General features: G+C 63.3%; 20 protein-coding genes. 8 read left to right on the top strand and 12 right to left on the bottom strand.

Annotation, left to right across the window (positions count from 1 at the left end):
- Positions 1-4: 4 nt before the first annotated feature.
- On the bottom strand, positions 5-1,186 hold the full coding sequence (locus HMPREF3166_RS06765; RefSeq protein WP_049050177.1) for a hypothetical protein: 1,182 nt from the start codon (positions 1,184-1,186) through the stop codon (positions 5-7).
- A gap of 220 nt (positions 1,187-1,406) precedes the next feature.
- Between HMPREF3166_RS06765 and dnaJ the strand changes: the two genes are divergently transcribed.
- Entirely contained in the window at positions 1,407-2,606 is a 1,200-nt protein-coding gene (dnaJ, locus tag HMPREF3166_RS06760) for a molecular chaperone DnaJ (protein WP_070488350.1), read from the top strand.
- A complete protein-coding gene (locus tag HMPREF3166_RS06755; protein WP_070488348.1) occupies positions 2,606-3,022 on the top strand; it encodes a heat shock protein transcriptional repressor HspR in 417 nt (138 codons plus the stop codon). Before dnaJ ends, HMPREF3166_RS06755 begins: the two co-directional genes overlap by 1 nt.
- A gap of 25 nt (positions 3,023-3,047) precedes the next feature.
- Here the strand turns inward: HMPREF3166_RS06755 and HMPREF3166_RS06750 are convergent, their stop codons facing one another.
- Positions 3,048-4,544: an amino acid permease gene (locus HMPREF3166_RS06750; protein WP_035004901.1), complete on the bottom strand. Its 1,497-nt coding sequence runs from the start codon at positions 4,542-4,544 to the stop codon at positions 3,048-3,050.
- A 148-nt stretch (positions 4,545-4,692) separates the two neighbouring features.
- Positions 4,693-5,754, bottom strand: coding sequence for an LLM class flavin-dependent oxidoreductase (locus HMPREF3166_RS06745; protein WP_070488347.1), 1,062 nt, complete (start codon positions 5,752-5,754; stop codon positions 4,693-4,695).
- Positions 5,755-5,993: 239 nt separating this feature from the next.
- Here HMPREF3166_RS06745 and HMPREF3166_RS06740 point away from each other — a divergent pair, with 239 nt between their 5' ends.
- On the top strand, positions 5,994-7,412 hold the full coding sequence (locus HMPREF3166_RS06740; RefSeq protein WP_371327267.1) for a SulP family inorganic anion transporter: 1,419 nt from the start codon (positions 5,994-5,996) through the stop codon (positions 7,410-7,412).
- A gap of 23 nt (positions 7,413-7,435) precedes the next feature.
- Positions 7,436-7,963 carry a methylated-DNA--[protein]-cysteine S-methyltransferase gene (locus HMPREF3166_RS06735; RefSeq protein ID WP_246816957.1) on the top strand — a complete coding sequence of 176 codons (528 nt, stop codon included), beginning with the start codon at positions 7,436-7,438 and terminating at the stop codon, positions 7,961-7,963.
- On the opposite strand, the gene HMPREF3166_RS06730 is transcribed toward HMPREF3166_RS06735, so the two are convergent.
- Both HMPREF3166_RS06730 and HMPREF3166_RS06725 read right to left on the bottom strand, forming a co-directional pair.
- Complete coding sequence (locus HMPREF3166_RS06730; protein ID WP_070488341.1) at positions 7,960-9,276, bottom strand: alpha/beta hydrolase; 1,317 nt, start codon at positions 9,274-9,276, stop codon at positions 7,960-7,962. The genes HMPREF3166_RS06735 and HMPREF3166_RS06730 overlap by 4 nt on opposite strands.
- Complete coding sequence (locus tag HMPREF3166_RS06725; protein ID WP_070488449.1) at positions 9,273-9,584, bottom strand: hypothetical protein; 312 nt, start codon at positions 9,582-9,584, stop codon at positions 9,273-9,275. Before HMPREF3166_RS06725 ends, HMPREF3166_RS06730 begins: the two co-directional genes overlap by 4 nt.
- 192 nt (positions 9,585-9,776) lie before the next feature.
- On the opposite strand from HMPREF3166_RS06725, the gene HMPREF3166_RS06720 reads away from it, so the two are divergent.
- Entirely contained in the window at positions 9,777-10,703 is a 927-nt protein-coding gene (locus HMPREF3166_RS06720; protein WP_035004896.1) for a carbon-nitrogen hydrolase family protein, read from the top strand.
- Positions 10,704-10,708: 5 nt separating this feature from the next.
- Here the strand turns inward: HMPREF3166_RS06720 and HMPREF3166_RS06715 are convergent, their stop codons facing one another.
- The 3 genes from HMPREF3166_RS06715 to HMPREF3166_RS06705 form a co-directional block, all read right to left on the bottom strand.
- Positions 10,709-11,884, bottom strand: coding sequence for an FAD-binding oxidoreductase (locus tag HMPREF3166_RS06715; RefSeq protein WP_246816956.1), 1,176 nt, complete (start codon positions 11,882-11,884; stop codon positions 10,709-10,711).
- 117 nt (positions 11,885-12,001) lie between these two features.
- A complete protein-coding gene (locus tag HMPREF3166_RS06710; RefSeq protein WP_035004894.1) occupies positions 12,002-13,105 on the bottom strand; it encodes a CaiB/BaiF CoA transferase family protein in 1,104 nt (367 codons plus the stop codon).
- Between the two features lie 62 nt (positions 13,106-13,167).
- Positions 13,168-14,334 (bottom strand): acyl-CoA dehydrogenase family protein, encoded by a 1,167-nt coding sequence (locus HMPREF3166_RS06705; RefSeq protein WP_034986721.1) that lies wholly within the window; start codon positions 14,332-14,334, stop codon positions 13,168-13,170.
- Between the two features lie 323 nt (positions 14,335-14,657).
- On the opposite strand from HMPREF3166_RS06705, the gene HMPREF3166_RS06700 reads away from it, so the two are divergent.
- Positions 14,658-15,050: an NYN domain-containing protein gene (locus tag HMPREF3166_RS06700; RefSeq protein ID WP_210383930.1), complete on the top strand. Its 393-nt coding sequence runs from the start codon at positions 14,658-14,660 to the stop codon at positions 15,048-15,050.
- Between the two features lie 76 nt (positions 15,051-15,126).
- Complete coding sequence (locus HMPREF3166_RS06695; protein ID WP_070488337.1) at positions 15,127-15,900, top strand: IclR family transcriptional regulator; 774 nt, start codon at positions 15,127-15,129, stop codon at positions 15,898-15,900.
- Positions 15,901-15,904: 4 nt separating this feature from the next.
- Here HMPREF3166_RS06695 and HMPREF3166_RS06690 read toward each other — a convergent pair whose 3' ends face one another.
- From HMPREF3166_RS06690 to dctP, 4 genes are all read right to left on the bottom strand, one after another.
- Entirely contained in the window at positions 15,905-16,555 is a 651-nt protein-coding gene (locus HMPREF3166_RS06690; RefSeq protein ID WP_070488335.1) for a hypothetical protein, read from the bottom strand.
- A 104-nt stretch (positions 16,556-16,659) separates the two neighbouring features.
- A complete protein-coding gene (locus tag HMPREF3166_RS06685; protein WP_070488333.1) occupies positions 16,660-17,946 on the bottom strand; it encodes a TRAP transporter large permease in 1,287 nt (428 codons plus the stop codon).
- Positions 17,947-17,949: 3 nt separating this feature from the next.
- Complete coding sequence (locus HMPREF3166_RS06680) at positions 17,950-18,567, bottom strand: TRAP transporter small permease (protein WP_070488331.1); 618 nt, start codon at positions 18,565-18,567, stop codon at positions 17,950-17,952.
- Entirely contained in the window at positions 18,564-19,712 is a 1,149-nt protein-coding gene (gene dctP, locus HMPREF3166_RS06675; RefSeq protein WP_070488329.1) for a TRAP transporter substrate-binding protein, read from the bottom strand. Before dctP ends, HMPREF3166_RS06680 begins: the two co-directional genes overlap by 4 nt.
- Positions 19,713-19,987: 275 nt before the next feature.
- Here dctP and clpB point away from each other — a divergent pair, with 275 nt between their 5' ends.
- Positions 19,988-22,609: an ATP-dependent chaperone ClpB gene (clpB, locus tag HMPREF3166_RS06670; RefSeq protein ID WP_049050157.1), complete on the top strand. Its 2,622-nt coding sequence runs from the start codon at positions 19,988-19,990 to the stop codon at positions 22,607-22,609.
- Positions 22,610-22,697 lie beyond the last annotated feature (88 nt).

Genomic DNA, 22,697 nt, shown 5'->3' with positions numbered 1-22,697 from the left:
CGTTCTAGCGCTTGCCCTGGTTGATCCTCTCCATGAGGTACGCCGGGGGCTGGATGTCGATCTCCGCCCTGCCGTCACCTTTCGCCTTGATGTCGGTGAACGTGGTGATCTCAGCCATGTGCGAAAACATCAGGCGTGGGCTCAGCGCGCCCGCCTGCCGCGAGAACTCCTGGGCGGTCACGGCCGCCATCATCTTGACGGAGCCCAGCATGTCGGTGCCTTCGCTCATCTCTCGAACCAGGGTGATGTGGCGATGCGGCGTGGAAAAAACAAGTCCTTCGCTGGGATCGATCTGCGGCAGGTAGCGCTCGAGGATCTCGTTCATGAGCAGGGGTACTGATCCCGCATAGTAAGAGCCGCTTTCGATCGCCCAGAAGCGCTCGTTGGGGCGGTCTTCGCTCGCTCGAACAGGCTGCACATCCAGGCCGGAATCGATCAGCTCCTGCCACAGGTTGCGGTAGCCAATCCGGAACAAGTCCTCAATCGGACCGCGATTGTTCAGCGAACCTGGGCTCAGCGCCAAAACGGAGTTTGGCGTATCCAGAACCAGGTTGATGCACAGGTCATCCGAATAGGGTCGAATTGGCGAATCCGGGTTGAACTCTAGCGCATCCGCCCGCGACTGCTCCGGCAGAAGATCGATCGCCATTAGGCGCGCCCGCAAACGGGAGTAGAACTCCGCATCCGGAAGTGAAAGCAAATCCCGCTCCGAGCTGGCAGCCGGCCCGAGCAGACTATTGACGAAATGCTCTACCAGCACAGGCATATCCCGACCGAAATCCTCGGCATTGGCGCACTGCTTAGTGATGTTCTCGAGCCCCAGTTGCGAGCCCTCGCCATAGTCCGGCGCGGGGAGTCGCCCGCCATAGGGGCCGGGCGTGGGGCCCGGGTAGCTCAGCGGCTTCTGAATGTGTTCGGGCTTGCTGTAGTACACGACCTCGGGCGTGGGGGTTGCGCCGTAGCCCAGTTCGTTGAGCGCTTGCACGATCTGCCGAATCAGCGCCGTGGATTGGTGCAGATCCAGGCGGGGCAGCGGCACCGGAGGGTCCTGCGGGCCGGGCTCTGCAAGCGGCGCGCTGGGGCTTGCTGGCGAATTGGGTGCGGGTGCGGTGCTGTGTGGGGTGTCGTGCGATGCGTCATGCGAGCCGAAGAGTCGGCTAAACCAGTTGCGCTTCTTAGGTGCCATGACCCCCACCCTAGCTAGTTTCGGGCTGGCAAGTCTCCAGCAATGCACGCTGCAAGGCCCGAAGTGATGTGGGGAGGGAATAAATACGTGGGGGCGTCGTTAAAGAAGATTAGATAACGAAAGTTCAGCGCGGTAGACTCAAGGTTGAGTATTGATACCCCGCGTGAACAGCGCAGTAACTAAGCGCAGTAAACACAGCGCAAGAAGGAAGGAGCGACACATGGCGCACAGTGAATGGGCCGAGAAGGATTATTACAAAGACCTCGGCGTGTCCTCCACCGCATCGGCAGAGGAGATCAAGAAAGCTTATCGCAAGATCGCCCGCGAGAATCACCCGGACGCGAACCCGGGAGACACAGCGGCGGAGGAGCGGTTCAAGAAGGCTTCCGAAGCGTACAGCGTGGTGGGGGACAAGGAAAAGCGCGCGGAGTACGACGAGCTGAAGCAGATGCTTGCTAGCGGAGCCTACTCGAGCTTTGGCGGTGCAGGTGGTACTGGCTTTGGCGGTGCCGGCGGCTTTAATGTCTCTGATCTTTTTGGAAATGACGCCACCAGTGGCGGATTCGGTGATGTCTTCGGCGGACTCTTCGGCGATGATCCGACCGCTGGCGCCTCCCGCAGCCGCTTCGGTGGCCGGGGTGGTCGGGCTGGACGCCGCACCCAGCGCAGCCGCGGGGCGGACGTGGAGACGGAGCTGACCCTCGAATTCCGCGAGGCCACCAAGGGTGTGACCGTGCCGATCCGCCTGACCAAGCCCGAACCGTGCGAAAGCTGTCACGGCTCCGGCGCTAAGGCGGGCACCTCGCCGCAGAACTGTGGCACCTGTAGCGGCAGCGGCATGGTCAGCGAGAACAGGGGAACCTTCGGGTTCTCCCGCCCGTGCGCGGACTGTTCCGGCACTGGCTCGGTGATTAAGGACAAGTGCCCGGATTGCTCCGGCACGGGGCGGACTACCCAGTCCCGCACGATTACCGTGCGCGTGCCTGCAGGCGTGGTCGACGGGCAAAAGGTGCGCCTGGCCGGGCAGGGCTCGGCGGGGCAGCGCGGTAAGCCGGCTGGCGACCTGTTCGTGACGGTGCACGTGAAGCCCGACAAGGTGTTCAGCCGCGACGGCGACGACCTGAAACTGACCGTGCCGGTGAGCTACCCCGAGCTGGTGCTCGGCGGAGCGGTGACGGTGCCGACCCTGGCCTCCAAGGTGCGGGTGCGCATCCCTGCCGGCACGCAGGATGGCACCACGCTGCGCGTGCGTGGCCACGGTGTGAACAAGCGCAACGGCGCTAGCGGAGATCTGCTGGTGACCGTGAAGGTGGCCGTGCCGAAGAACCTGGACGAGGGTGCGATGAGTGCCCTGCGCAAGTACTCGGAAGAGGAGAAGCGCTCCGGATTCGACCCCCGCGAAGGATGGGAGGGTAACTGATGAGTAAAGGCAAGAACGGCGGCGAGCGCGAGGTTTTCGTGATTTCCGTCGCCGCGCGGATCACCGGAATGCACGCCCAAACGCTGCGCACTTACGACCGGATGGGTTTGGTGACGCCCCAACGCACCAGCGGCGGCGGCCGCCGCTACTCGCGCGAGGACATTGAGCAGCTGCAGGAGATCCAGCGCCTCTCCCACGAGGAGGGCGTGAACCTGGCAGGCATCAAGACGATCATTGCCCAGCAGAACCGGCTGGACGAGCTGGAAGAGGAAAACGCGGCACTGCGCCGCCGCTTGGCGGAGATGCAAGCCCGTGTGGAACGGGGCGAGGGCGCGGGAGGGCGCTCGCGGGGTGAGATTGTGCACGTCCCGCGTTCTACCTCTGTGGTTCTGTGGGACCGGCAGAAGCGGCGGTAGCTCGCGCTAACTACAGCGGCGGTAGCTAGAGGCTGATCTGGCCGGTGACGATGAGGTACAGCGCCGCGATGGCGGAGGCCACGACGAGGGCGCTGATGACCCACTCGAAGGCGTTGAATACGCGCCCGCCGGCCTTGATGCGGGTGGCGACGTAGACCACCAGGCCGGGCACGATCAGTAGCGTGCCGAGCAGGACGAACTGCAGCTCGGCGGCGTACAACAGCCAGAGGGAGTAGCCGAAAGCCACGGCACTGATGAGCAGGTGCCCGCGGTTGGTCTTCTTGCTGACCTCCGGGCCGGAGATGTCGAACTTCGAGCCCGCGTCCGGGTGCTTGAATCCATGGCCACGGGTGGCCAGGAACAGCAGGTACAGGCTGGAGAATACGTAAGGCACCAGGTACAGGGATGTAGCCAGCTGCACCATCGTGGTGTAGGTGGATTCGTTCAGGTAGAAGACGATGATAAACGCCTGGATAACCACAGCGGAGAGGAACTGCGAGACGTACGGGGCGCCCATGTCGTTGGTGCGTCCCACGGCCTTCGGCAGCAGCCCGTCCTGGGCCATCAGGGTGATCGGCTCGGCACACAGCATCTGCCAGGAGACGTAGGCGCCCAGCACAGAGATGCACAGGCCGACGGAGATCAGGCCAGCGCCCCACGGGCCGACGACGTGCTCCAGGACGGTGCCCATGGAGTTATCACCCATTGCGGCGAGCTCCTCGCGGGAGACCACACCGAAGGACAGGAAGCTCACGGCGGTGAGCAGGAAGAACACGGAGACGAACCCCAGGAAGGTGGCCAGGGAGACGTCCTTGCGGTGGCGTGCGCGCTTCGAGTAGGTGGAGGCGCCCTCCACGCCGATGAAGGCCCACACGGTGAACAGCATCATGCCCTTGACTTGGTCGCCGAGGGAAAGCGCCTGGTCCTGGTTCTCGCCGAAGGTGGCGGCGCGGCCCCAGAAGTCGGAGGTAAAGACGTCCGTGTTGAAGCCGACGAAGGCCACCAGCACTAGGAACGCCAGGATTGGCAGGATCTTCGCCACTGTGGTGATGACGTTCATGATCGCCGCTTGGCGCACGCCGCGGGAAAGAACCAGGAAGATTCCCCAGGTAAGCGCCGATACGCAGATCGACTGCACCAGCGGGTGATCGCCGCCGAAAATGGGGAAGAAGAAGCCCAGCGAGCCGAAAAACAGCGTAGCGTAGCCCACCTGGGCGATGATGGTGCCCAGCCAGTAGCCCCACGCGGAGGCGAAGCCCACGAAGTCGCCCAGGCCGGCGCGCACGTAGGAATACACGCCGGAATCCAGGTGCGGTTTGCGCAGCGCCAGGGCCTGGAAGACGTAGGCGATGCACAGCATGCCCACGCCGGTGATGCCCCAGCCGATCAGCGCAGCACCCGGCGAGGCGACAGACGCGATGTTCTGCGGCAGCGCGAAGATGCCGGCGCCGACGGTGGAGCCGATGATCAGGCTGACGAGCGTGCCCATGCGGACGGTGCGTGGGTCGTCCTTGACCAGCACTTCAGCAGTGGAGGCCTGCGGGTGATAAACCTCGGCAGCCCCCTGAGTAGATGGGGTATCCCCATTATTAGAGATATTCACGGTTAGTACCGTACAACGTGCCCGTTGGTTAGGCCAACCTGTTGTGGTTTTGTGGTGCTAGCTCTCGCTAGTTGTGCTCGGCAGTGCTCGGCTCCCAACCCAGTGCAGGCGCGACGTGCGTGGCGAAGTTCTTCAGCAGGCGAACATTGGCCTCTACGCCCAGCTGATTCGGGATAGTGAGCATCAGCGTGTCGGCCTCGGCCACTGCGGCGTCATTAAGAAGATCCTCGACGAGCTTGTCGGGTTCACCAATATAGGTTCGGCCGAAGGTGGAGCGGTAGCCGTCGATCACGCCGAAGTGGTCGCGGCTCATGCCGTGGGTGCCGACGATCGCCCGGTCCTCGGCGCTGGTGATGGGGAAGATGCTGCGGGAGACGGAGGTGCGCGGGGTCCAGCCGTGCCCGCTGCTGGCGAAGGACTCCTTGAAGACTTGGAGCTGCTGTGCCTGCAGGTCGCCGAAGCTGTCGCCGTTGCTCTCGGTGAGGAGGGTGGAGCTCATGAGGTTGACGCCCACCTGCCCCGCCCACTTGGCCGTTTCGCGCGTGCCCGCGCCCCACCAGACGCGGCGGTCCAGGTTGGGGGAGTGCGGGAGTACGGGGATGGAGGCGCCGGGCTGGTACATGTGAGGGTATTGCTTCTCTGCCGAGGGGGCAGTAGCCATGCCTACCCCGCGGATGGCGGCTAGGTAGCGCAGGAAGTGCTCGCGGGCGATGTCGGCGCCACGGGGGTCGGTGGAGCCGGTGTGGCCGAAGGCCTCCCAGCCGCGTTCGACGGCCTCGGGGGCTCCGCGGGAAACGCCGAGGGCGATGCGGCCGTCGGCGATGAGGTCCAGTGCGGCGGACTCTTCGGCGAGGTGAAGGGGGTTTTCGTAGCGCATGTCGATCACGCCGGTGCCGACCTCGATGTTCTTGGTGCGGGCGGCGATTGCGGAAAGCAAGGGCATGGGGGCGGCCTGCTGGGGTGCGAAGTGGTGGACGCGGAAGTAGGCGCCGTTTACACCCAGGCGGTCGGCTTCTACTGCGAGCTCGATCGACTGGTGCAGCATGTCGCGGGCGCTGAGCATGTGCGGATGCGTGGGCTGGGGGTTGAGGGAATAGTGGCCGAAGCTGAGGAATCCGAAGGCTTTCATGGTTTTAGCGTACGTGAAGATAGTTGATGTATCAACTAGCTGGGTGAGGGCTGGGCTGGCGGGGCTGGGCTGGCGGGGCGGAAAGTAAAGCCGGTATAACAATGATTGTTCTGACGCGATTAAGAGGGGTGCCTGGTTTGTCGGCTGCAGTAATAAGGAGCAAAGAAGATCCGGAGCGTTATCGGCCGGACCCGTCGGTGAAAGTAGCGCTGACGACCCCGCGGATCTTGGTCCGGGAGATGCTCGCTGGGCTGGTGGTGGGGCTGGCGCTGATCCCGGAGGCGATCTCTTTTGCCGTTATCGCGGGCGTGGATCCGAAGGTAGGGCTTTTCTCGGCTTTCATCATGGCGGTAACAATTGCCTTTGTCGGCGGTCGCCCGGCGATGATCTCCGCAGCGACGGGTGCGGTGGCGCTGGTGGTCGCACCGATTGCCCGGAACTACGGCATGGACTACCTGATCGCCACCGTGTTGTTGGCGGGCGTGTTCCAGATCGTGCTGGCGGTTCTGGGGGTGGCGAAGCTGATGCGTTTCATCCCGCGGAGCGTGATGGTCGGGTTCGTAAACTCCCTGGCCATCTTGATCTTCTCCGCGCAGATCCCGGAGCTCATTAATGTGCCTTGGCTGGTCTACCCGCTGGTGGCGCTGGGGATCTTGCTGCTGGTGTTCTTCCCGAAGTTAACTACGGCCATTCCGGCGCCGCTGGTTTCCATCGTGGTCGTCACGGTGCTGGTGGTGGTCTGTTCCATTTCCGTGCCGACGGTGGGCGACAAGGGTGAGCTGCCACGCAACCTGCCGGAGCTGTTCATCCCCCAGGTGCCGTGGACGTTGGAGACGCTGCAGATCATCGCGCCCGTAGCTTTCGCGATGGCGCTGGTGGGGCTGATGGAGTCTCTGATGACGGCGAAGCTGGTGGACGAGATCACCGATACCCACTCCAACAAGACCCGCGAGAGTTTCGGCCAGGGTATTGCAAACATTGCTTCCGGCTTTTTCGGCGGAATGGGCGGTTGCGCGATGATCGGCCAGACAATGATCAACGTGAAGGCGTCGGGCGCGAGGACTCGCATTTCTACCTTCATGGCCGGCGTTTTCTTGCTCTTCCTGCTGCTGGTGCTGGGGGACATCGTGGCGATCATTCCGATGGCGGCGCTGGTTGCGGTGATGGTGATGGTTTCTGTGGGCACTTTCGACTGGCACTCGATTAAGCCGTCGACGTTGAAGCGGATGCCGAAGAGCGAAACCTTCGTGATGGTGCTCATCGTTGTGGTGGTTGTGGCCACCCATAACCTGGCGATCGGCGTGGTGGTAGGCGTGATGATGGCCAGTGTGATGTTCGTGCGCCGTGTGGCCCACCTGATTGATGTGCGTCGCGAGGTTGATGACGCCGCAGCTTTGGTTCGCTACACGGTCGAGGGGCAGTTGCTGTTTGCATCTAGCAACGACCTCACCACGCAGTTTGAGTACGCGCAGGACCCAGATCGGGTTGTTATTGATTTCTCGAAGTCCAACATTTGGGACGCTTCTTCGGTGGCTGCGCTGGACACCATTGAGAACAAGTACCGGCAGCGTGGGAAGACGGTGGAGTTTGTGGGGATGAACGAGTTCTCCTCGGCCTTCCATACGCGCCTGACGGGCGAGCTGGGCGGCGAAGGCTAGTGGCAGGGCAGGTAGGCGGGGCAGTGCTCAAGTTTGATGCGCTGAAGTTTGATGCACTGAAGTCTGAGGTCTTCCCCGGAAACGAGCTGTTGGCACTGGCCACGGAGCGGGGATTGGTGGCCATAGAGTTTGCACACTTGCGGCAGGGCAGTGGCGCGGCTGAGTGGCAGGGGCGAGAATTGCCACCTGCCGAGGGCGCGGCCGCCCAGCATTTGGAGGAGGCTGCGAGGCAACTGGGGGAGTACCTCGCGGGGGAGCGGCGGGAGTTCACCGTGCCCGTGGACTTCAGTGGAGTGACCACTCCCTTCCGGCGCCGGGCAACGCAGGCTCTGGCGCAGATTCCGTATGGGGAGACCATTACATACGCCCAGCTGGCGGCTCTGGCGGGCAATCCGCGTGCCGTGCGTGCCGCGGCCTCGGCGTGTGCGCGCAACCCGCTGCCGATCCTTTACCCCTGCCACCGGGTGATCCGCAGCGACGGGAGCCTCGGCGAGTACCGGGGTGGCGTGGAAACCAAGCGGGCGCTGCTGGAGATGGAGTGCGCACCCTAATTTTGCACATTCACCTCCGGGGACCACATGTAGGAACTGTGGGCGTCGGTCTCCCCACGGCTCATGAGGTAGAGGTCCAAGATTCGGCCCCAGCCGTAGCTGCTCCAGCTGTTGGAGTTAGGGGCAAAGTCTGGCGACGCCGGATCCTTGCCGTGCACCCCAAAGCCCGGGGTGGTGGCCAGTCGGATCATGTCGCCGGGCACGTGCTCGTTGATGACCTGGCCGTGGCTACTGCGCCCATCCGACGGCCCATCCGGCGGTGCAATTAGCTTCAGATCCTCGGCATGCTGTGCGTGTACGCCGGGACTGCCCCAGAAGCGCACCTCGTCGGCGATGAGCCCCTCGCTGCCTTTCGCTGCGGCCTCCCCGACCACGACCGAACCGTAGCTATAGCCCACCACCTGCAGCTTTGCGTCAGGGTTTCGCTCACGCAGCTGGCGCTGATGCTCCCGCAGCGCGGTGGCACCCTCCTTCGCCGGCGCCCGGGAGATCGCGCCGGGCAGATCCCCCGGAGCCGAGTAGCCATGCCACGCCACCACCGCCACGTTCCTGCCGTGCACCGCCGCATCCGCAGCCGTTGCCCGCGCCCACGCCTCGGTGCGCGTTAGTGCGTCCGCATTGCTCGAACCCACGCCGCTGACCAGCGTGATTACCTCGTCGGCGTTCTCGACATCACCCACCGTCACCACCGGCCCGTGCGGCGTATCGACCCTCTGTACCGGAGGCAGGTTCTGTGGGCCCTTTATTGATGACGCCCCCTCGACCTCACCGACCCCAACATCACTTCGGGGTGGCGCGACCGTGCCACTGATCGCGGAGATTGCGGTGCCGGAAACCCGATCCAGCACACTCGCCAGCTGGAGAGCCCCGCGCAGAATATTGGTCAGCACCAGCGCCAGGTTCTGCGCGGCCTCGCCAATGCCGGGGATGAGAGCTAAGTGGCGGGCGGAGACCTCCCCGTCCTGGTGCACCGACATTAATGCCCCGCGGGCCAACCCCACGGTCGTGCGCACCACCGACCGGGTGGGCCCCAGCACGTCGGCGTGGGTGCCCGCCAGCTGCCCGATGGTGCTGCTGCTGAAACCGGCGGTATCCAGCTGGTTTGCGGCGGAATCGGTGGCATGACCGGCGGCGTCCGCGGCTTGCCCGGACCAGTCAGCGCCCCACTTGGCCTGCTCCCGGGCGTCCGCCGCGTGGCGGGATGTCTTCTCGCCATTGCGGGTGAAGAGATCGGCGGCGGAGTGCAGAGCCTCTACGTTTGCGCCTTTTAGGGTGTCTACGGTGACTGTGCTGCCGGCGACTGTACTGATCATCGGCTGGCCCCCGCGAAGGCATCTGAGCCGTCGGTGTCGGCGGTGGTTACGTTGTCGGCGTACACGCCGATGGTGCGGCCCATGTTCGACAGCTGGCGGCCGAAACCCGTGAATGCTGCGTGGAGCCTGTCGGCGGCCGTATCGATGGCCCGCGTGGTGGCGCCGCCCGGAATGTCCGGTGCCGATGCATTGGCGACCGAATAGCCAGCCGAGGCGCACTGCACTCCGTCCTCGTTAATCACCTCGCAGCGCCCGTGGACTGCTGTTGTATCCAGCGCCATTGTGTCCAGATAGTCCAAAAATCCCATCGTCGAATAGTTCACGTGCTTACCCCCCTGGAGATCGCGACCTGCTTTCTGGGAGTGAGTGTAGGGAGGCTAGGGGCGTCAAAAAAGAAAAACTTTTCGGGGCTGTGGATAACTCAGCTTTATCCACAGGGCGGCCATCGCGGCGCTGCCAAAAGGGGGCGCGATGTCGGCAATGTCGCTAGGGTGGACTGTATGCGTATCGCTGTCATCCAGATGAAGGCCGAACCGGACGTGGAAGCCAACCTGGCTCGCATCCTGAAGTACATCGCGTCCGGCGCGGCAAATGGTGCCGACCTGGTCGTTTTCCCCGAGGCGGCCATGTTCCCCTTCGATAGCGGGCGGCTGGATACCGTCGCCCAACCGCTGGATGGGCCGTTTGCCCAGGCGATTATCGACACGGCCAAGAAGCACGGCACCACCGCCGTCGTCGGCATGTTCACCCCGGCCGACACGGTCTACCGCACCCCGAGTGGGCAGCTGGTAGAGGAACAACCCAGCGACTCCCCGGAGGCCAACCAGTTCCGCCGCGTGAACAACACCCTGCTGGTCGCCGGGCCGGACTACGTGACGCACTACGACAAGATCCACACCTACGATGCCTTCGGCTACCGCGAATCCGATACCGTCAAGCCGGGTAAGCGCCGGGTAGTCATCGACGTCGGCGGCGTGGGCGTGGGCCTGGCCACCTGCTACGACATTCGCTTCCCCGGCCACTTCGTGGCGATGGCAGCCGCGGGCGCGAAGGTGATGGTTGTGCCCTCCAGCTGGGCTGATGGCCCGGGCAAGCTGGAGCAGTGGCGCGAACTCACCGCGGCCCGCGCGCTGGATTCCGCCAGCTACCTGATCGCTGCGGGCATGGCACGCCCGGGCTCTCCGGAGCGCTACGGCACTGCGGATGGCCCCACCGGCATCGGCCACTCCGTGGCGATCGGCCCGAACGGCGCCCGGCTGGCGGAGACCGGCTACGCCGCCCAGGTGCTGACCATCGACATCGATCCGAACTACGTGGACAAGGTTCGCAAGAACCTGCCCGTACTGGAAGGCCACCACACCGACCGTGAGCTCGGCGTGGGGGTCGATCTGGTCGGTGACGTGGAGGAAGCTCAGCAGCTGAAGTAGCTGAATTAGTTAGGCACGTCGAAACGCAGCTGCTCGCGGTCCGCACCAGCGCGGAGGAAAGCCTCCACGGTGTGGCGCTTCATCTCCGGTCCACCCGTGATAAGCACCTCGGCATCGCGCCACGAACCGCGCTCGGCGGCCACATCCCCCACCAGGCCGCGCGCCGTGTAGGCCTCGAAGTCCTCCGGGGCGGGCGCATCTTCCTGCACCACCAGGTACAAATCCAGCCAATCGAAGGCATCCTCGAAGCCCACCAGGCCCTTCCACTCGTAGAGCTCGTCCGGGTTCTGCGCGCCGAAGAACAGTTGCACCATCGGCGGGCGCTCCTCCGACTGGATCAGGTCCAGAAGGATCGCCCGCACCGGCGCCAGACCCGTGGACCCGGCCACCATCACCACCGGCTTCTCGCCGGAAATCTGCAGGTCGCCATATGGATTGGCCACCACCCACTGCTCGCCGGGCTGGGAGCCCTCCACGATCGCGCGGGAAAACGGCCCGACGGCGCGGACGTGGAACTCCACCAGACCGTCCTCGTTGAAAGGAATCGCCGGGGAAAGCGCCCGCCACAGCTGCGGAGTGTGCGGGGTGCGGACCTCCACATGCTGGCCGGACCAATACGGCAATGGCGGATCCATCTGCGCGCGGATCACCGCGATGGCGTCACAAGGATGAAGCACCTCGAGCACCTGCGCGGCCGAGGTCGCAGGCACGTCGGCCTCCTCGTCCTCGAGCGCACCGTAGGCAAGCAGGCTACATCCGAGGTTGATTGTGTCGCTGAGCTTTTTTGTGACGCCAATATGCTCCCCAACAGCCTCCACCAACGCGGACTCTAGCGCCTCATAGTGCTTGGAACCCACGCCGAACTTGCGGAAATCCCTGCCGGTAGCGACCAGGAACTCGGCCTGGTCGGAGGCGAACTCGCCGCCGTGGGTGATGCCTCGCAGGACGAAGCGGATGGTGCGGTCCAGATAGGCCTCGTCCAGCTCCATCGTCTGGGAGAAATCCGGGGTGGGGTTGGTGTACTCGGCGCCCGCGACGTGCGGAAAGTGCACGGGCATGGGCTTGAGATCCATCGCGTGCAACTTCGCGCGAGTGAGCTGGACCAGGTCGTGGCGGTGTTCTTCGACGAGTGCGAGTAACTCTGCGAAGGTGTAGTCGTCGGACGAAGAGTGGCGTGCCACGGACTCGAAGTCTCCTTGTTCTACAGGGGGTTCTACAGGGGCGGGCTGAGGCAACCGGGTGAGGGGCCGGTCGGTTGTTCCTCATTGTCGCACCCGAACCTGTGAATTGGAACTCCCCTATTGGAAAGCAGGATTGCCGAGCTGTTGCGGGGCAGTGTGGTACTCGATTGGGGTATCGGAGAAGTTGATCGGGTTGCGGACGCTGCGCATGCCCTCGACCTCGACGATGGGATCCAGGCCTAAGGATTCTGCGAACTCGAAGGCCTGCTTGATGTTGTTCACCGGGCCGGCGGGAACCCCGGCAGCGCGTAGCTTCTGGAACCACTCCTGGGCACTGGCCTTAGACAACGCACCTTCGATGATCTCCGCCAACTCGGCACGGTGAGCGACACGGTCGCTGTTGGTGGCGAAGCGGGCGTCATCAATAAACTCCTCGAGCCCCAGCACCCGACAGGTCCGGTGGTACAGCGAGTCGTTGCCCGCGGCGATGGCGAGGTCGCCCTCCTGGGTCTTAAAGACCTGGTAGGGGGCGATGGAAGGGTGAGTGTTGCCCATCGCCTTGCCGATGACGCCCGCACCGACGAACGCGCTGGCCTGGTTGGCCAGGGAGGACAGCAGGGTGTGCAGCAGGTTGATCTCGATGTGCTGGCCTTTGCCGGAGGAGGTACGGGAATGCAGGGCGGCGAGGATGCCCATGCCCATGTGCAGGCCGGTGAGGACATCCACCAGCGCCACGCCGACCTTGACGGGGTGGCCCTCCTCGCCGTTGATGGACATGAGGCCGCCGACGGCCTGCACCATTAGGTCGTAGCCGCCGATGTCTGCGCCCTTGCCGGAGCCGAAGCCGGAGAGGGAGGCGTAGATCAGCCCCTCGTTGTGCTGGCGGAGCGTTTCGTAGTCCAGACCCATGCGCTGCATCGTGCCGGGGCGGAAGTTCTCCACCAGGATGTCGGCTTCCTCCGCGATGCGGCGGGCCTGCTCGCGGCCCTCGTCGGTGGAGAGGTCGATCTCCACCGACTTCTTGTTGCGGTTTACGCCGGCGAAGTAGGTGGACATGCCCTGCGCGTTGACGGGCGGTGCCCACGAGCGAGTGTCGTCGCCGACGCCCGGACGCTCGATCTTGATGACCTGCGCGCCCATGTCCGCCAGCATCATGGTCGCGTAGGGGCCGGCGAGGACGCGGGAGAAATCGGCCACGACGATGCCTTCGAGGGGACCCATAGGTTCCTTTCTGGTTGGGGAAGGTTGGGTTGGGGTGGGGGCTGGGTTTGGGAGCGCAGGGCTTAGCGGAATGCGCCCTTGCCGGTGAGGGCCTGGCCGATGATCAGCTGGTGCATCTCGGCGGTGCCTTCGTAGGTCAGCACGGACTCCAGGTTGTTGGCGTGGCGCAGCGGCGAGTACTCCAGAGTGATGCCGGAAGCGCCCAGCAGGGTGCGGCACTCGCGGGCGATCTCCAGGGCGACGCGGGTGGAGTTCAGCTTGCCGACGGAGACCTGGTGCGGGGCGAGCTCGCCCTTATCCTTCAGGCGGCCGAGCTGCAGGGCCAGCAGGACGGACTTGTTGAGCTCGACGGACATGTTGGCCAGCTTCGCCTGGGTGAGCTGGTAGCTGGACAGAGACTTGCCGAATACCTCGCGGGTCTCGGTGTACTCGATGGCGGTTTCCAGGCTGTCGCGGGCTGCGCCCAGGGCGCCCCAGATGATGCCGTAGCGGGCTTCGTTCAGGCAGGTCAGCGGGCCGCGGAGGGTGTCGATCTTCGGCAAGCGCTGGGAATCCGGCACGCGGCAGTTATCCAGCACGATCTCGCCGGTGATGGAGGCGCGCAGCGAGAGCTTCTTGTGGATCTCCGGGGCGGTGAAGCCCTCCATGCCCTTTTCCAGGATGAAGCCGGCGAAGCCATCCTCGGTGCGGGCCCAGACGACGGCCACGTCGGCGACAGGGGAGTTGGTGATCCACATCTTGGTGCCGTTGAGGACCCACTCGTCGCCGTCGCGGGTTGCGCGCGTCTTCATGGACGCCGGGTCGGAACCGGCATCGGGCTCCGTTAGGCCGAAGCAGCCCAGGTACTCGCCGGCGGCCATCTTCGGCAGGTACTTTTCCTTCTGCTCCTCGGAGCCCCAGTGGTGAATGGCGAACATGGCCAGGGAACCCTGGACGGAAACGAAGGAGCGCAGGCCGGAATCCACGGCCTCGATCTCCATGCAGGCCAGGCCGTAGGCGACGGCGGAGGCGCCGGGGCACTCGTAGCCTTCCAGGTGCATGCCCAGTGCGCCGAGCTGCCCGAACTGCGGGCCGAGCTCCTTGGCGGGCAGGGTGCCGTTGTCGAACCACTCTTGCACGTTGGGCTTGAGGGATTTGTTGGCGAAGTCCGCCATGGCTTCTTGCAACATGCGCTCTTCATCGGAGAGCAGGCTGTTGAAGGAGGTGAGGTCAAGCGGAGAGGAAGTCATGCCAGTCGTTTCCTTACGTATATAGGTAGTGATATACTGATTTGCGTACCATTGAGTGTAGGGGAAGTTGTTTCGTTCCGAAAGGCTTTTGCGAAAATTCTTTCATGCCCCGCATGGGAAGGCGCGCGCGTTAGGGGTTGCGTATGTCGTGGGGCTGACTAGAATCAGAGCCATCAGCCTTAGCCGTTGACCCTCCATTGATCAGGAGAGCGCCGATGACTAAGGCTTTCATGCTCCTGGGGGATTAGTGAAGGGGAGGAATTGTCAAAAAACGCAAAGTTGCTCTCCGGCGAGGTGAAGAATTAGAGACGCAAAACGGCTACATGTTGAAGTCCGCGCCTTTGAAGAAGTTATGCCGTGGCACGATCAGCGTCGATGATCTACGGCTTGAGGATTTCTATCTGGATATCATCCAAAAAGGCGTGGATATGAGGATCGGTCTCGATATAGCCACCATGGCAGAACGGGGCATTGTCACACAGATAATAATGATTTCAGGAGACAGTGATTTTGTGCCTGCGGCGAAGCATGCCCGGCGTGCTGGCATTGATTTTATTATCGATCCACTATGGGCACGTATTTCGGATAGCTTAAATGAACACGTTGACGGCGTTCGAGAATGTGTAAGGCGTCCGCCCCTAAACGAGGAAGATCCACTGCACGCCGAATTTTGTAAGAAGCGGCAACCACAGGATTCTGATGGCTTGGAGTTGTGACGTTCAGTAGCGAAACTAATTTTTTCGGCTATCGTTCTGGTTAGCTTTGCCGCCCCAAGCCGAAAGGAACCCCCCAATGCCCGACGCGCCCCACCCCGAGTCCGCGCCGCGGTTCCCCTTTCCCATCGACCAGCAGCCCGGTAGGTCCCACCACCGCACTGTCGACCGTATCGCGGACATCCTGGAGTTCGTGGCGCGCAACCCGCAGCCGCGCGGGCTCACGGATATTTCCAAGGCCATTGGCGCGCCAGTAAGTTCCACCCAATCCCTGGTGAATGGCCTGGTCGCGGCCGGATACCTGGAAGAACGGGACAAGGCCTTCCGACTGGGGCTGGCCCCGTACCTGCTAAGCACCCTCGCCGGTAGCCGCCCCGTGGATCAGGTCACCCACGAGATGCTGGAAGACGTGGTGGAAGAGACAGGCTATATCGCCGTGTTGGCGTCATTGGTAGGCGACAATGTCTACTACCTCGACTATGCGCTGTCGGACCCCGAGTTCGAGTATCTGGCGCAGAACCGTTTGCAGCGCCCGCCGCTCGAGACATCGGCGGGATGGGCGATCCTCTCCGGTCTGGGGCACGAGCAAGTCTGGGGGATTCTGGCTGCGTCCGAGAGCTCGCAGGAGACCATCAATAAGTTCCAGCGTTGGTACCCAGACATGCGCGCGACCGGCGAATGCGTGGCCCCCGGCGTGGCCTTGAACGGCGCGGATGGTGTGGCCGTGCGCGTCGAGAGCCAGGGAGTGGCGGTGGCCTCGGTGTCCGTCATTGCCTCGACCGAGCAGATCGCGCGCGACGCGGATCGGATTATTGAGGTTTTAAGACGCCACAGCGCCCGCTGGAACCGTTAGCAGCTTAAGCTGAGTTCGTCGTTGAAGAAGTGGCGGTGATTCGCCAGTCCTCTCCCTGGGGGAGGGCGTGCAAGATGGTTTCAAAGGCGCTGGAGATTAGTGCGGGGCGAAAGCTTTCCGCGTAGTACGCCTCCTTGGAAACCTCTTTTCCACCGGAGAATGCGGTGATCTTCCCTCGTTGCTTCATGTGGTGACGAGAGATGGTCTGTTCGAGCGATTTGACGGAGCTGGCCCAAGGTTCGTCCTGTTCATATGCGTTGACGCTTCGCTCGCAAGCGGAGATAGCTTCGATATCGGAAACTGAAGGTAGGCCGAAGTCGGAAATCGCGCTCATACTGATGGAGTGGAGAGCTGAGAGCGCGGAACTTGGCAATGCGGAGTCCCACACGGCAAATAACGGGCGAAGAGGGAAGCGATCCTCTTTCGATCGCACGGTTAAGTGTGCGCGAATAGTCTGCAGATCTTCAATAGTGTCGTGGGTAGCATCATTAATTTCCCAAAGGCTAAGAGGGATTACCTTTCCGTCGGAATCGCCGGTGTAGGAAAAACCCAGGGATAATTCGGCCCAGCGAAACCGGTCGAAAAAGAGGTCGGGATCCACATTCTCTTCGGTGAATGTGGATGCTTGCAGGATAATGTAGCGATCCTTGTGCATGGACTAAACGCTAATGGATGCTCTGCAGGTTGAACAGGTTTTGAGCATTAGGCGGTCCCCAGCGCTTTAGAAAGGAACCCCATACCCGATGGGCACGGGCCAGCTTAAGCGGCTAACTCCGGCATCCACAGCACCAGCTGGGGCCACAGTAGGAAGGCCAGGGCGATGACCAGCATGATCACGACATAGGGGAATGCTCCCTTGAACACAATCATCGGGTTGATGCGCACGGCCTTGGAGACGACGAACACGTTCAGGCCCATGGGCGGGGTGACCATTCCGGTCTCCGCCAGCAGGACGATGAAGATGCCGAACCAGACGGGATCGTAACCCAGTGCTTCGACGATAGGCAGGGTCACCGGCACGGTCAGGGCGATGATGGCGATCTGGTCCATGAAGAACCCCAGGATCAGGTACACCGCGCCGATCAGAGCCATGATTACTAGCGGGTGCAGGGAGGACTCGCCGATGGCGCTGACCAGCTTCGGAGTGACGCGCGTTTCGGTGAGGAAGTGCCCCAGCACGTGCGCGGACATGATGATGGCGAAGATCATGCCGGTGGTCTTCACTGTCTCCAGCACAGTTTCGCCGAACTTCCTGGTGTCCCAGCGGCCCTTCGCGATCACCAGGATCAGCGCGGCCAGCACGCCCAGGGCGGCGGCCTCCGTGGGCGTGGCGATGCCGGTGAAGATGGATCCGACCACCGCCAGGAAGATCAGCAGCAGCGGGGAAGACTTCAGCAGCTGCATGCCCTTTTCCTTGAAAGGAACCGACTCGCCCTGCGGGGCGCGGGAGCGATCCTTCAGGAAGCCGATGTACATCACCAGCACCAGGCCCATAGCGACAACCAGGCCGGGGAAGAAGCCCGCGACCAGCACGTCGCCCACGGGAGCCTCCGCGGTGATTGCGTAGAAGACCAGGATGATCGACGGCGGGATCATTGCCGCCAGCGTGCCGACCACTGCAACCAGGCCAGTGGCGGTGCCTTTGTGGTAGCCCTCCTCGATCATGCGGGTGGAGGACGTCTGCGCCAGCGTGGCCGCGGCGGCGGTGGACGATCCCGAGACAGCCGCGAACGCGGTGCCTGCGCCGACGGAGGCGATGGCAGTGCCTCCGGGGATGCGGCCGACGAGCGCCTTAGCGGCGTCAAAAACAGAATCCAAAAGACCCGACATCAGCATCAGCTGCGCCATCAGGATAAACAGCGGCACGGCGGATAGAGAGTTGGAACGCACGGCCGCGAACGGCGAGGTTTCCATGGTGGCGATGGCCAGCTCGACTCCGCCGAGGGCGATCAGGCCGATCGTGGCCGTGCCGAAGATGGCGAAGCTGACGGGGACGCGCAGGATAATCAGCGCGACCAGCAGCACAACGATAGTAAGCGCAAGCATGGTTTAAACCTCTTCCTCGCCGGGGTCGTAGTCGGTGTAGGGGCGATCCCACGGGGTGATCACTTCGCGCACAAAATCCAGAGCGGCGACGAACGCGCACAGGGCGGCGGCGATGGGCACGATCACGCGGTAGGTCCAGTCGGGAGTGGCCAGGTCAGCCATACCGGGCAGAGTGGCGTGGCCCAGGGAGAACGCCATGTAGGTTTCGTTCCACCCGCCGATGAAGACGAAGATCATGGAGATCACCACGGCCAGGTGGATCAGCAGCAGAATGGTCTTCTGCACTTTGGGCGCGAACTTGCTGAACAGCGACTCCACGGCGATGTGCGTGCCGGTGCGGTATGTGGTGACTAGCCCGAAAAACGCGGTGATTGGCAGTAGGTAGCGTTCGGTGACGGAGATGTTCCAGCCCAGGGGAGCGCCGAAGAACTCGCGCGCTACGATCTCCGCCAACGTGACCAGCGCCAGCCCGAGGATGGCTGCGCCCGCGATCCAGGCGCACACTGCGGAGACCGCGTTTTGGACCTTGTCGAAGCCCGGGTGGTCCTCGGTGCGATAGCCGTATGTGCTGCGTTCGGCGGTGCCGTGGTGGCCGACGCGAATGAAGTTGCTGCTGGTCATGATTGCTCCTTCTTTGCTTCCGCTCGGGCCTTCGGGTCGGTGACGCCCGCACCCGCGCGATCCGCATGGCGCTTCAGCGCGTCCTCGAAGTCGTCGACGACCCGCTGGGCGGGGTGCCCCTTGGATTCGGCAACCTCGATCCACTTGTCCAGGACGGGCTGGGAGATGTCCTCCCACTCCTTCGCCGTTTCGCCGTCGGTGACGTCGTAGAAGCGCACGCCGGCATCCTTCATCTTCTGCACCGACTTTTCGCGTGCTGCGTTGAGCTCTTCGCAGACGGACTGCTGGGACTTGTCCGCCGCGTCGGTCAGCGCCTTCTTCTGCTGGTCGTTCAGCCGGTTCCAGGTATCCAGGTTGATGCCGTAGAAGAAGGTGAAGTTGCCCTGCTGGGCGCCGTAGGTGCTGGCGTGGACCACGTCCTCCAGCCCGTAGGGGGTGATGGAGATCGGGCTGGCGAGCGTGCCTTCGACGGTGCCGCGAGCCATTGCCTCGTACATGTCGCCGATGGGCATGCTCACGCCTGCGGCGCCGATCTCGTCGATCACGCGGTCAAGGGCGCCGCCGGTGGAGCGGAGCACTGCGCCCTGGAAGTTGTTCGGGTGCGACGGGTCTTGGCCGGCCGTCATGGCCTCGTAGCCGGGGATGGAACCGGTCCAGAGCGGCATGAACTTCATGGGCTCGAGCTCTTCTTCATAGAGGACGCCCCCTGGTTTCACCAGGTCGCGAAGTGCGTAGGCGGTCACGCATGCATCGGAGCTGAACCCCGGAAGGTCGCCCACGCTGCTGAGCGGGAAGCTGGAGCTGACGTAGGAGGGGGAGATGACCGCCATGTCGACCACGCCGCTGCGTACGACGGAGGGGATGTCGGCCTGCTTGCCCATCTGCCCGGAGGCGTAATACTCGACGTCCACGGAAGGGTCTTTTTCCAACTGGTCGAGGAAGGGTTGAGTGCCACCTGTGCCGACGGGGTGGGTGAGCGAATAGCTATCCGCCATCTTTAGCTCCGCAGTGCTGCCGGGGGCGTAAGGTTCAGCGGAGGAGCTGGAGCAGGCGGTGAGCGCGCCGGGCAGGGCGGCCGTCATGGCAACTGTCGCGATGGCGGAGGCGACCCGGCGGGTGGGGCGGTTTTTGTGGAGTCGGAGCATGGTCCCTATCACCTTCTCGTTACGGATGCGTTTTACGGATATAGGTAATCTGTTCCCGATTTGGATAAGTTTCATCTAACCTTTAAAGCATTCAAAAGGCGATAGTTTTCGTCGAGAAAAGTAGATCGGGGGTGAACTTGTGGGGTAAATCACACTCATATACGTAAATTGAGCGGAATAGACTCAAGGTTGTGGTGGTTGAGTCAGGTGTACTCAAGTAAAGTCGGGAGCGTGCAACCGCGACCGGCATGAAGCCGTAGGAGGTAGATGTAGAAATGACGAGCTTCAACCCCACCACAATGACCCAGTCTGCAATGCAGGCTGCACTCCAGGATGCCTCCGCCAAGGGCAACCCGGACATTCGACCGGCGCACCTGCTCGTTGCGCTGCTGGAGCAGGAAGATTCCATTGCTCTGCCAGTGCTGCAGGCCGCAGGCGTGGAGCCGCAGACAATCGCGGCTAAGGCCAAGAACCTGGTCGCCGGATACCCGCAGGCCACCGGTAGCGAGATGGCAAACCCGCAGTTCAACCGCGACGCGCTGAACGCGCTGACCGCCGCCCAGGAGCTGGCAGAACAGCTGGGCGATACCTACGTTTCCACCGAGGTTCTGCTGGCCGGTATTGCCAAGGGCAACTCCGACGCGGCCAAGGTGATGCACGAGGCAGGCGCCACCTTCGAGGCCATCCGTGGAGCTTTCGAATCCGTTCGCGGCAACCGAAAGGTCACCACCGAGGAGCCGGAAGGCCAGTTCCAGGCACTGGAGAAGTACTCCACTGACCTGACTGCACGCGCCCGCGAAGGCAAGATTGACCCAGTGATCGGACGTGATCAGGAGATCCGGCGAGTCGTCCAGGTGCTCTCCCGTCGCACGAAGAACAACCCTGTGCTCATTGGCGAGCCTGGCGTCGGAAAAACCGCAATCGTCGAAGGCCTGGCCCGCCGCATCGTCGCTGGCGATGTGCCCGAGTCCCTGCGCGGCAAGAAGCTAATCAGCCTGGACCTGGGCTCCATGGTCGCCGGCGCGAAATACCGCGGCGAATTCGAGGAACGGCTGAAGGCTGTGCTGGACGAGATTAAGGAGGCCGAGGGCGAAGTTGTTACCTTCATCGACGAGCTGCACACCATCGTCGGTGCCGGTGCGGGCGGGGACTCCGCCATGGACGCCGGCAACATGATCAAGCCGCTACTGGCCCGCGGTGAACTGCGACTGGTCGGCGCGACCACCCTAGACGAGTACCGCAAGTACATCGAAAAGGATGCCGCGCTGGAGCGCCGCTTCCAGCAGGTTTATGTCGGCGAGCCGACGGCGGAGGACACCATCGGTATTCTGCGTGGCCTGAAGGAGCGCTACGAGGTGCACCACGGCGTGCGCATCCAGGACTCCGCGCTGGTGGCGGCCGCGACCCTGTCGGATCGTTACATCACCAGCCGCTTCCTGCCGGATAAGGCCATCGACCTGGTGGACGAGGCTGCTTCCCGTCTGCGCATGGAGATCGACTCGCGCCCCGAGGAGATCGACAACGTGGAGCGTGTCGTCCGCCGCCTCGAGATTGAGGAGATGGCGCTGGAGAAGGAGACCGACGCTGCCTCGAAGGACCGTCTCGAGCGCCTGCGCAGCGAGCTGGCCGACGAGAAGGAGAAGCTGGCCGGCCTGACCGCCCGCTGGGAGAACGAGAAGGGCAGCATTGACAGCCTGCGCGAGCTGAAGGAAGAGCTGGATAACCTGCGCCGCGAGTCTGAGATCGCCGAGCGCGAGGGCGACTTCGCCAAGGTCGCCGAGTTGCGCTACGGACATATCCCGGACGTGGAGAAGAAGCTGGCCGAGGCCGAGGAGACCGTAGCTGAGCAGCAAGAAGGCATGATGCTGACAGAGGAGGTCACGCCGGACACTATCGCCGACGTGGTTTCCGCCTGGACCGGCGTGCCCGCGGGCAAGATGCTGCAGGGTGAGACCGAGAAGCTGCTGAACATGGAGCTAGTACTGGGTGGCCGTGTGGTTGGCCAGAACAGTGCGGTCGATGCCGTGTCCGATGCGGTGCGCCGTGCGCGCGCCGGCGTGGCGGACCCGAACCGCCCGACTGGTTCCTTCCTGTTCCTAGGCCCGACTGGCGTGGGTAAGACGGAGCTGGCGAAGGCCCTGGCCGACTTCCTCTTCGACGACGAGACCGCGATGGTGCGCATCGACATGTCGGAGTACGGCGAGAAGCACTCCGTCGCCCGCCTGGTCGGTGCCCCTCCGGGATACGTCGGCTATGACGCCGGTGGTCAGCTGACCGAGGCCGTGCGGCGCCGCCCCTACACGGTGGTGCTGTTCGACGAGGTGGAAAAGGCTCACCCGGACGTGTTCGACGTGCTGCTGCAGGTGCTGGACGAGGGTCGCCTGACCGATGGCCAGGGCCGGACCGTGGACTTCCGCAACACGATCCTGATCCTGACCTCTAACCTCGGCGCCGGCGGCACGGACGAGGAGGTCATGGAGGCCGTGAAGCGTGCCTTCAAGCCGGAGTTCATCAACCGACTGGACGACGTGCTGATCTTCGACCCGCTGTCTGCCGAACAGCTGAAGTCCATCGTGTCTATCCAGGTGGGCGATCTGGCAGAGCGCCTTGCGGCCCGTCGTTTGATCCTGGATGTTACTGATGACGCCCAGTCGTGGCTGGCCGAGCACGGCTACGATCCTGCCTACGGCGCCCGGCCGCTACGCCGCCTGATCCAGAAGGCGATCGGCGACCAGCTGGCCAAGAAGCTGCTGGCCGGCGAGGTGCGCGATGGTGACACGGTGCGCGTGGACATTGACCGCAGCGGTGGTGCTGGCGCTGGCGCTGACAGTGCTGGCGTGGCTGATGCTCCGGGGCTGGTCATTACGTCGCTCGGCGCCGTTGAAGACGAGGGTTAATGCCTGTGCGGGCTGGCTAGTCTGTAACCCCTAACCTGCGCAAACGCCCCACCTGTTCTGAACTAGCCCCCGAAAGTTGGACTGGTTT

The organism is Corynebacterium sp. HMSC08A12, from assembly GCF_001807485.1.
GTDB lineage: Bacteria > Actinomycetota > Actinomycetes > Mycobacteriales > Mycobacteriaceae > Corynebacterium > Corynebacterium evansiae.
The sequence above is the reverse complement of the archived record's forward strand: the minus strand, read 5'-3'. Positions and strand labels throughout refer to the sequence as shown.

Excerpts from the sequence above, each read along its gene's own strand:
- HMPREF3166_RS06765 (WP_049050177.1), bottom strand. The coding sequence starts at position 1,186 with ATGGCACCTAAGAAGCGCAACTGGTTTAGCCGACTCTTCGGCTCGCAT.
- dnaJ (WP_070488350.1), top strand. The coding sequence starts at position 1,407 with ATGGCGCACAGTGAATGGGCCGAGAAGGATTATTACAAAGACCTCGGC.
- HMPREF3166_RS06755 (WP_070488348.1), top strand. The coding sequence starts at position 2,606 with ATGAGTAAAGGCAAGAACGGCGGCGAGCGCGAGGTTTTCGTGATTTCC.
- HMPREF3166_RS06745 (WP_070488347.1), bottom strand. The coding sequence starts at position 5,754 with ATGAAAGCCTTCGGATTCCTCAGCTTCGGCCACTATTCCCTCAACCCC.
- HMPREF3166_RS06740 (WP_371327267.1), top strand. The coding sequence starts at position 5,994 with ATGCTCGCTGGGCTGGTGGTGGGGCTGGCGCTGATCCCGGAGGCGATC.
- HMPREF3166_RS06730 (WP_070488341.1), bottom strand. The coding sequence starts at position 9,276 with ATGATCAGTACAGTCGCCGGCAGCACAGTCACCGTAGACACCCTAAAA.
- HMPREF3166_RS06725 (WP_070488449.1), bottom strand. The coding sequence starts at position 9,584 with ATGGGATTTTTGGACTATCTGGACACAATGGCGCTGGATACAACAGCA.
- HMPREF3166_RS06720 (WP_035004896.1), top strand. The coding sequence starts at position 9,777 with ATGCGTATCGCTGTCATCCAGATGAAGGCCGAACCGGACGTGGAAGCC.
- HMPREF3166_RS06710 (WP_035004894.1), bottom strand. The coding sequence starts at position 13,105 with ATGGGTCCCCTCGAAGGCATCGTCGTGGCCGATTTCTCCCGCGTCCTC.
- HMPREF3166_RS06705 (WP_034986721.1), bottom strand. The coding sequence starts at position 14,334 with ATGACTTCCTCTCCGCTTGACCTCACCTCCTTCAACAGCCTGCTCTCC.
- HMPREF3166_RS06700 (WP_210383930.1), top strand. The coding sequence starts at position 14,658 with ATGTTGAAGTCCGCGCCTTTGAAGAAGTTATGCCGTGGCACGATCAGC.
- HMPREF3166_RS06695 (WP_070488337.1), top strand. The coding sequence starts at position 15,127 with ATGCCCGACGCGCCCCACCCCGAGTCCGCGCCGCGGTTCCCCTTTCCC.
- HMPREF3166_RS06690 (WP_070488335.1), bottom strand. The coding sequence starts at position 16,555 with ATGCACAAGGATCGCTACATTATCCTGCAAGCATCCACATTCACCGAA.
- HMPREF3166_RS06685 (WP_070488333.1), bottom strand. The coding sequence starts at position 17,946 with ATGCTTGCGCTTACTATCGTTGTGCTGCTGGTCGCGCTGATTATCCTG.
- HMPREF3166_RS06680 (WP_070488331.1), bottom strand. The coding sequence starts at position 18,567 with ATGACCAGCAGCAACTTCATTCGCGTCGGCCACCACGGCACCGCCGAA.
- dctP (WP_070488329.1), bottom strand. The coding sequence starts at position 19,712 with ATGCTCCGACTCCACAAAAACCGCCCCACCCGCCGGGTCGCCTCCGCC.
- clpB (WP_049050157.1), top strand. The coding sequence starts at position 19,988 with ATGACGAGCTTCAACCCCACCACAATGACCCAGTCTGCAATGCAGGCT.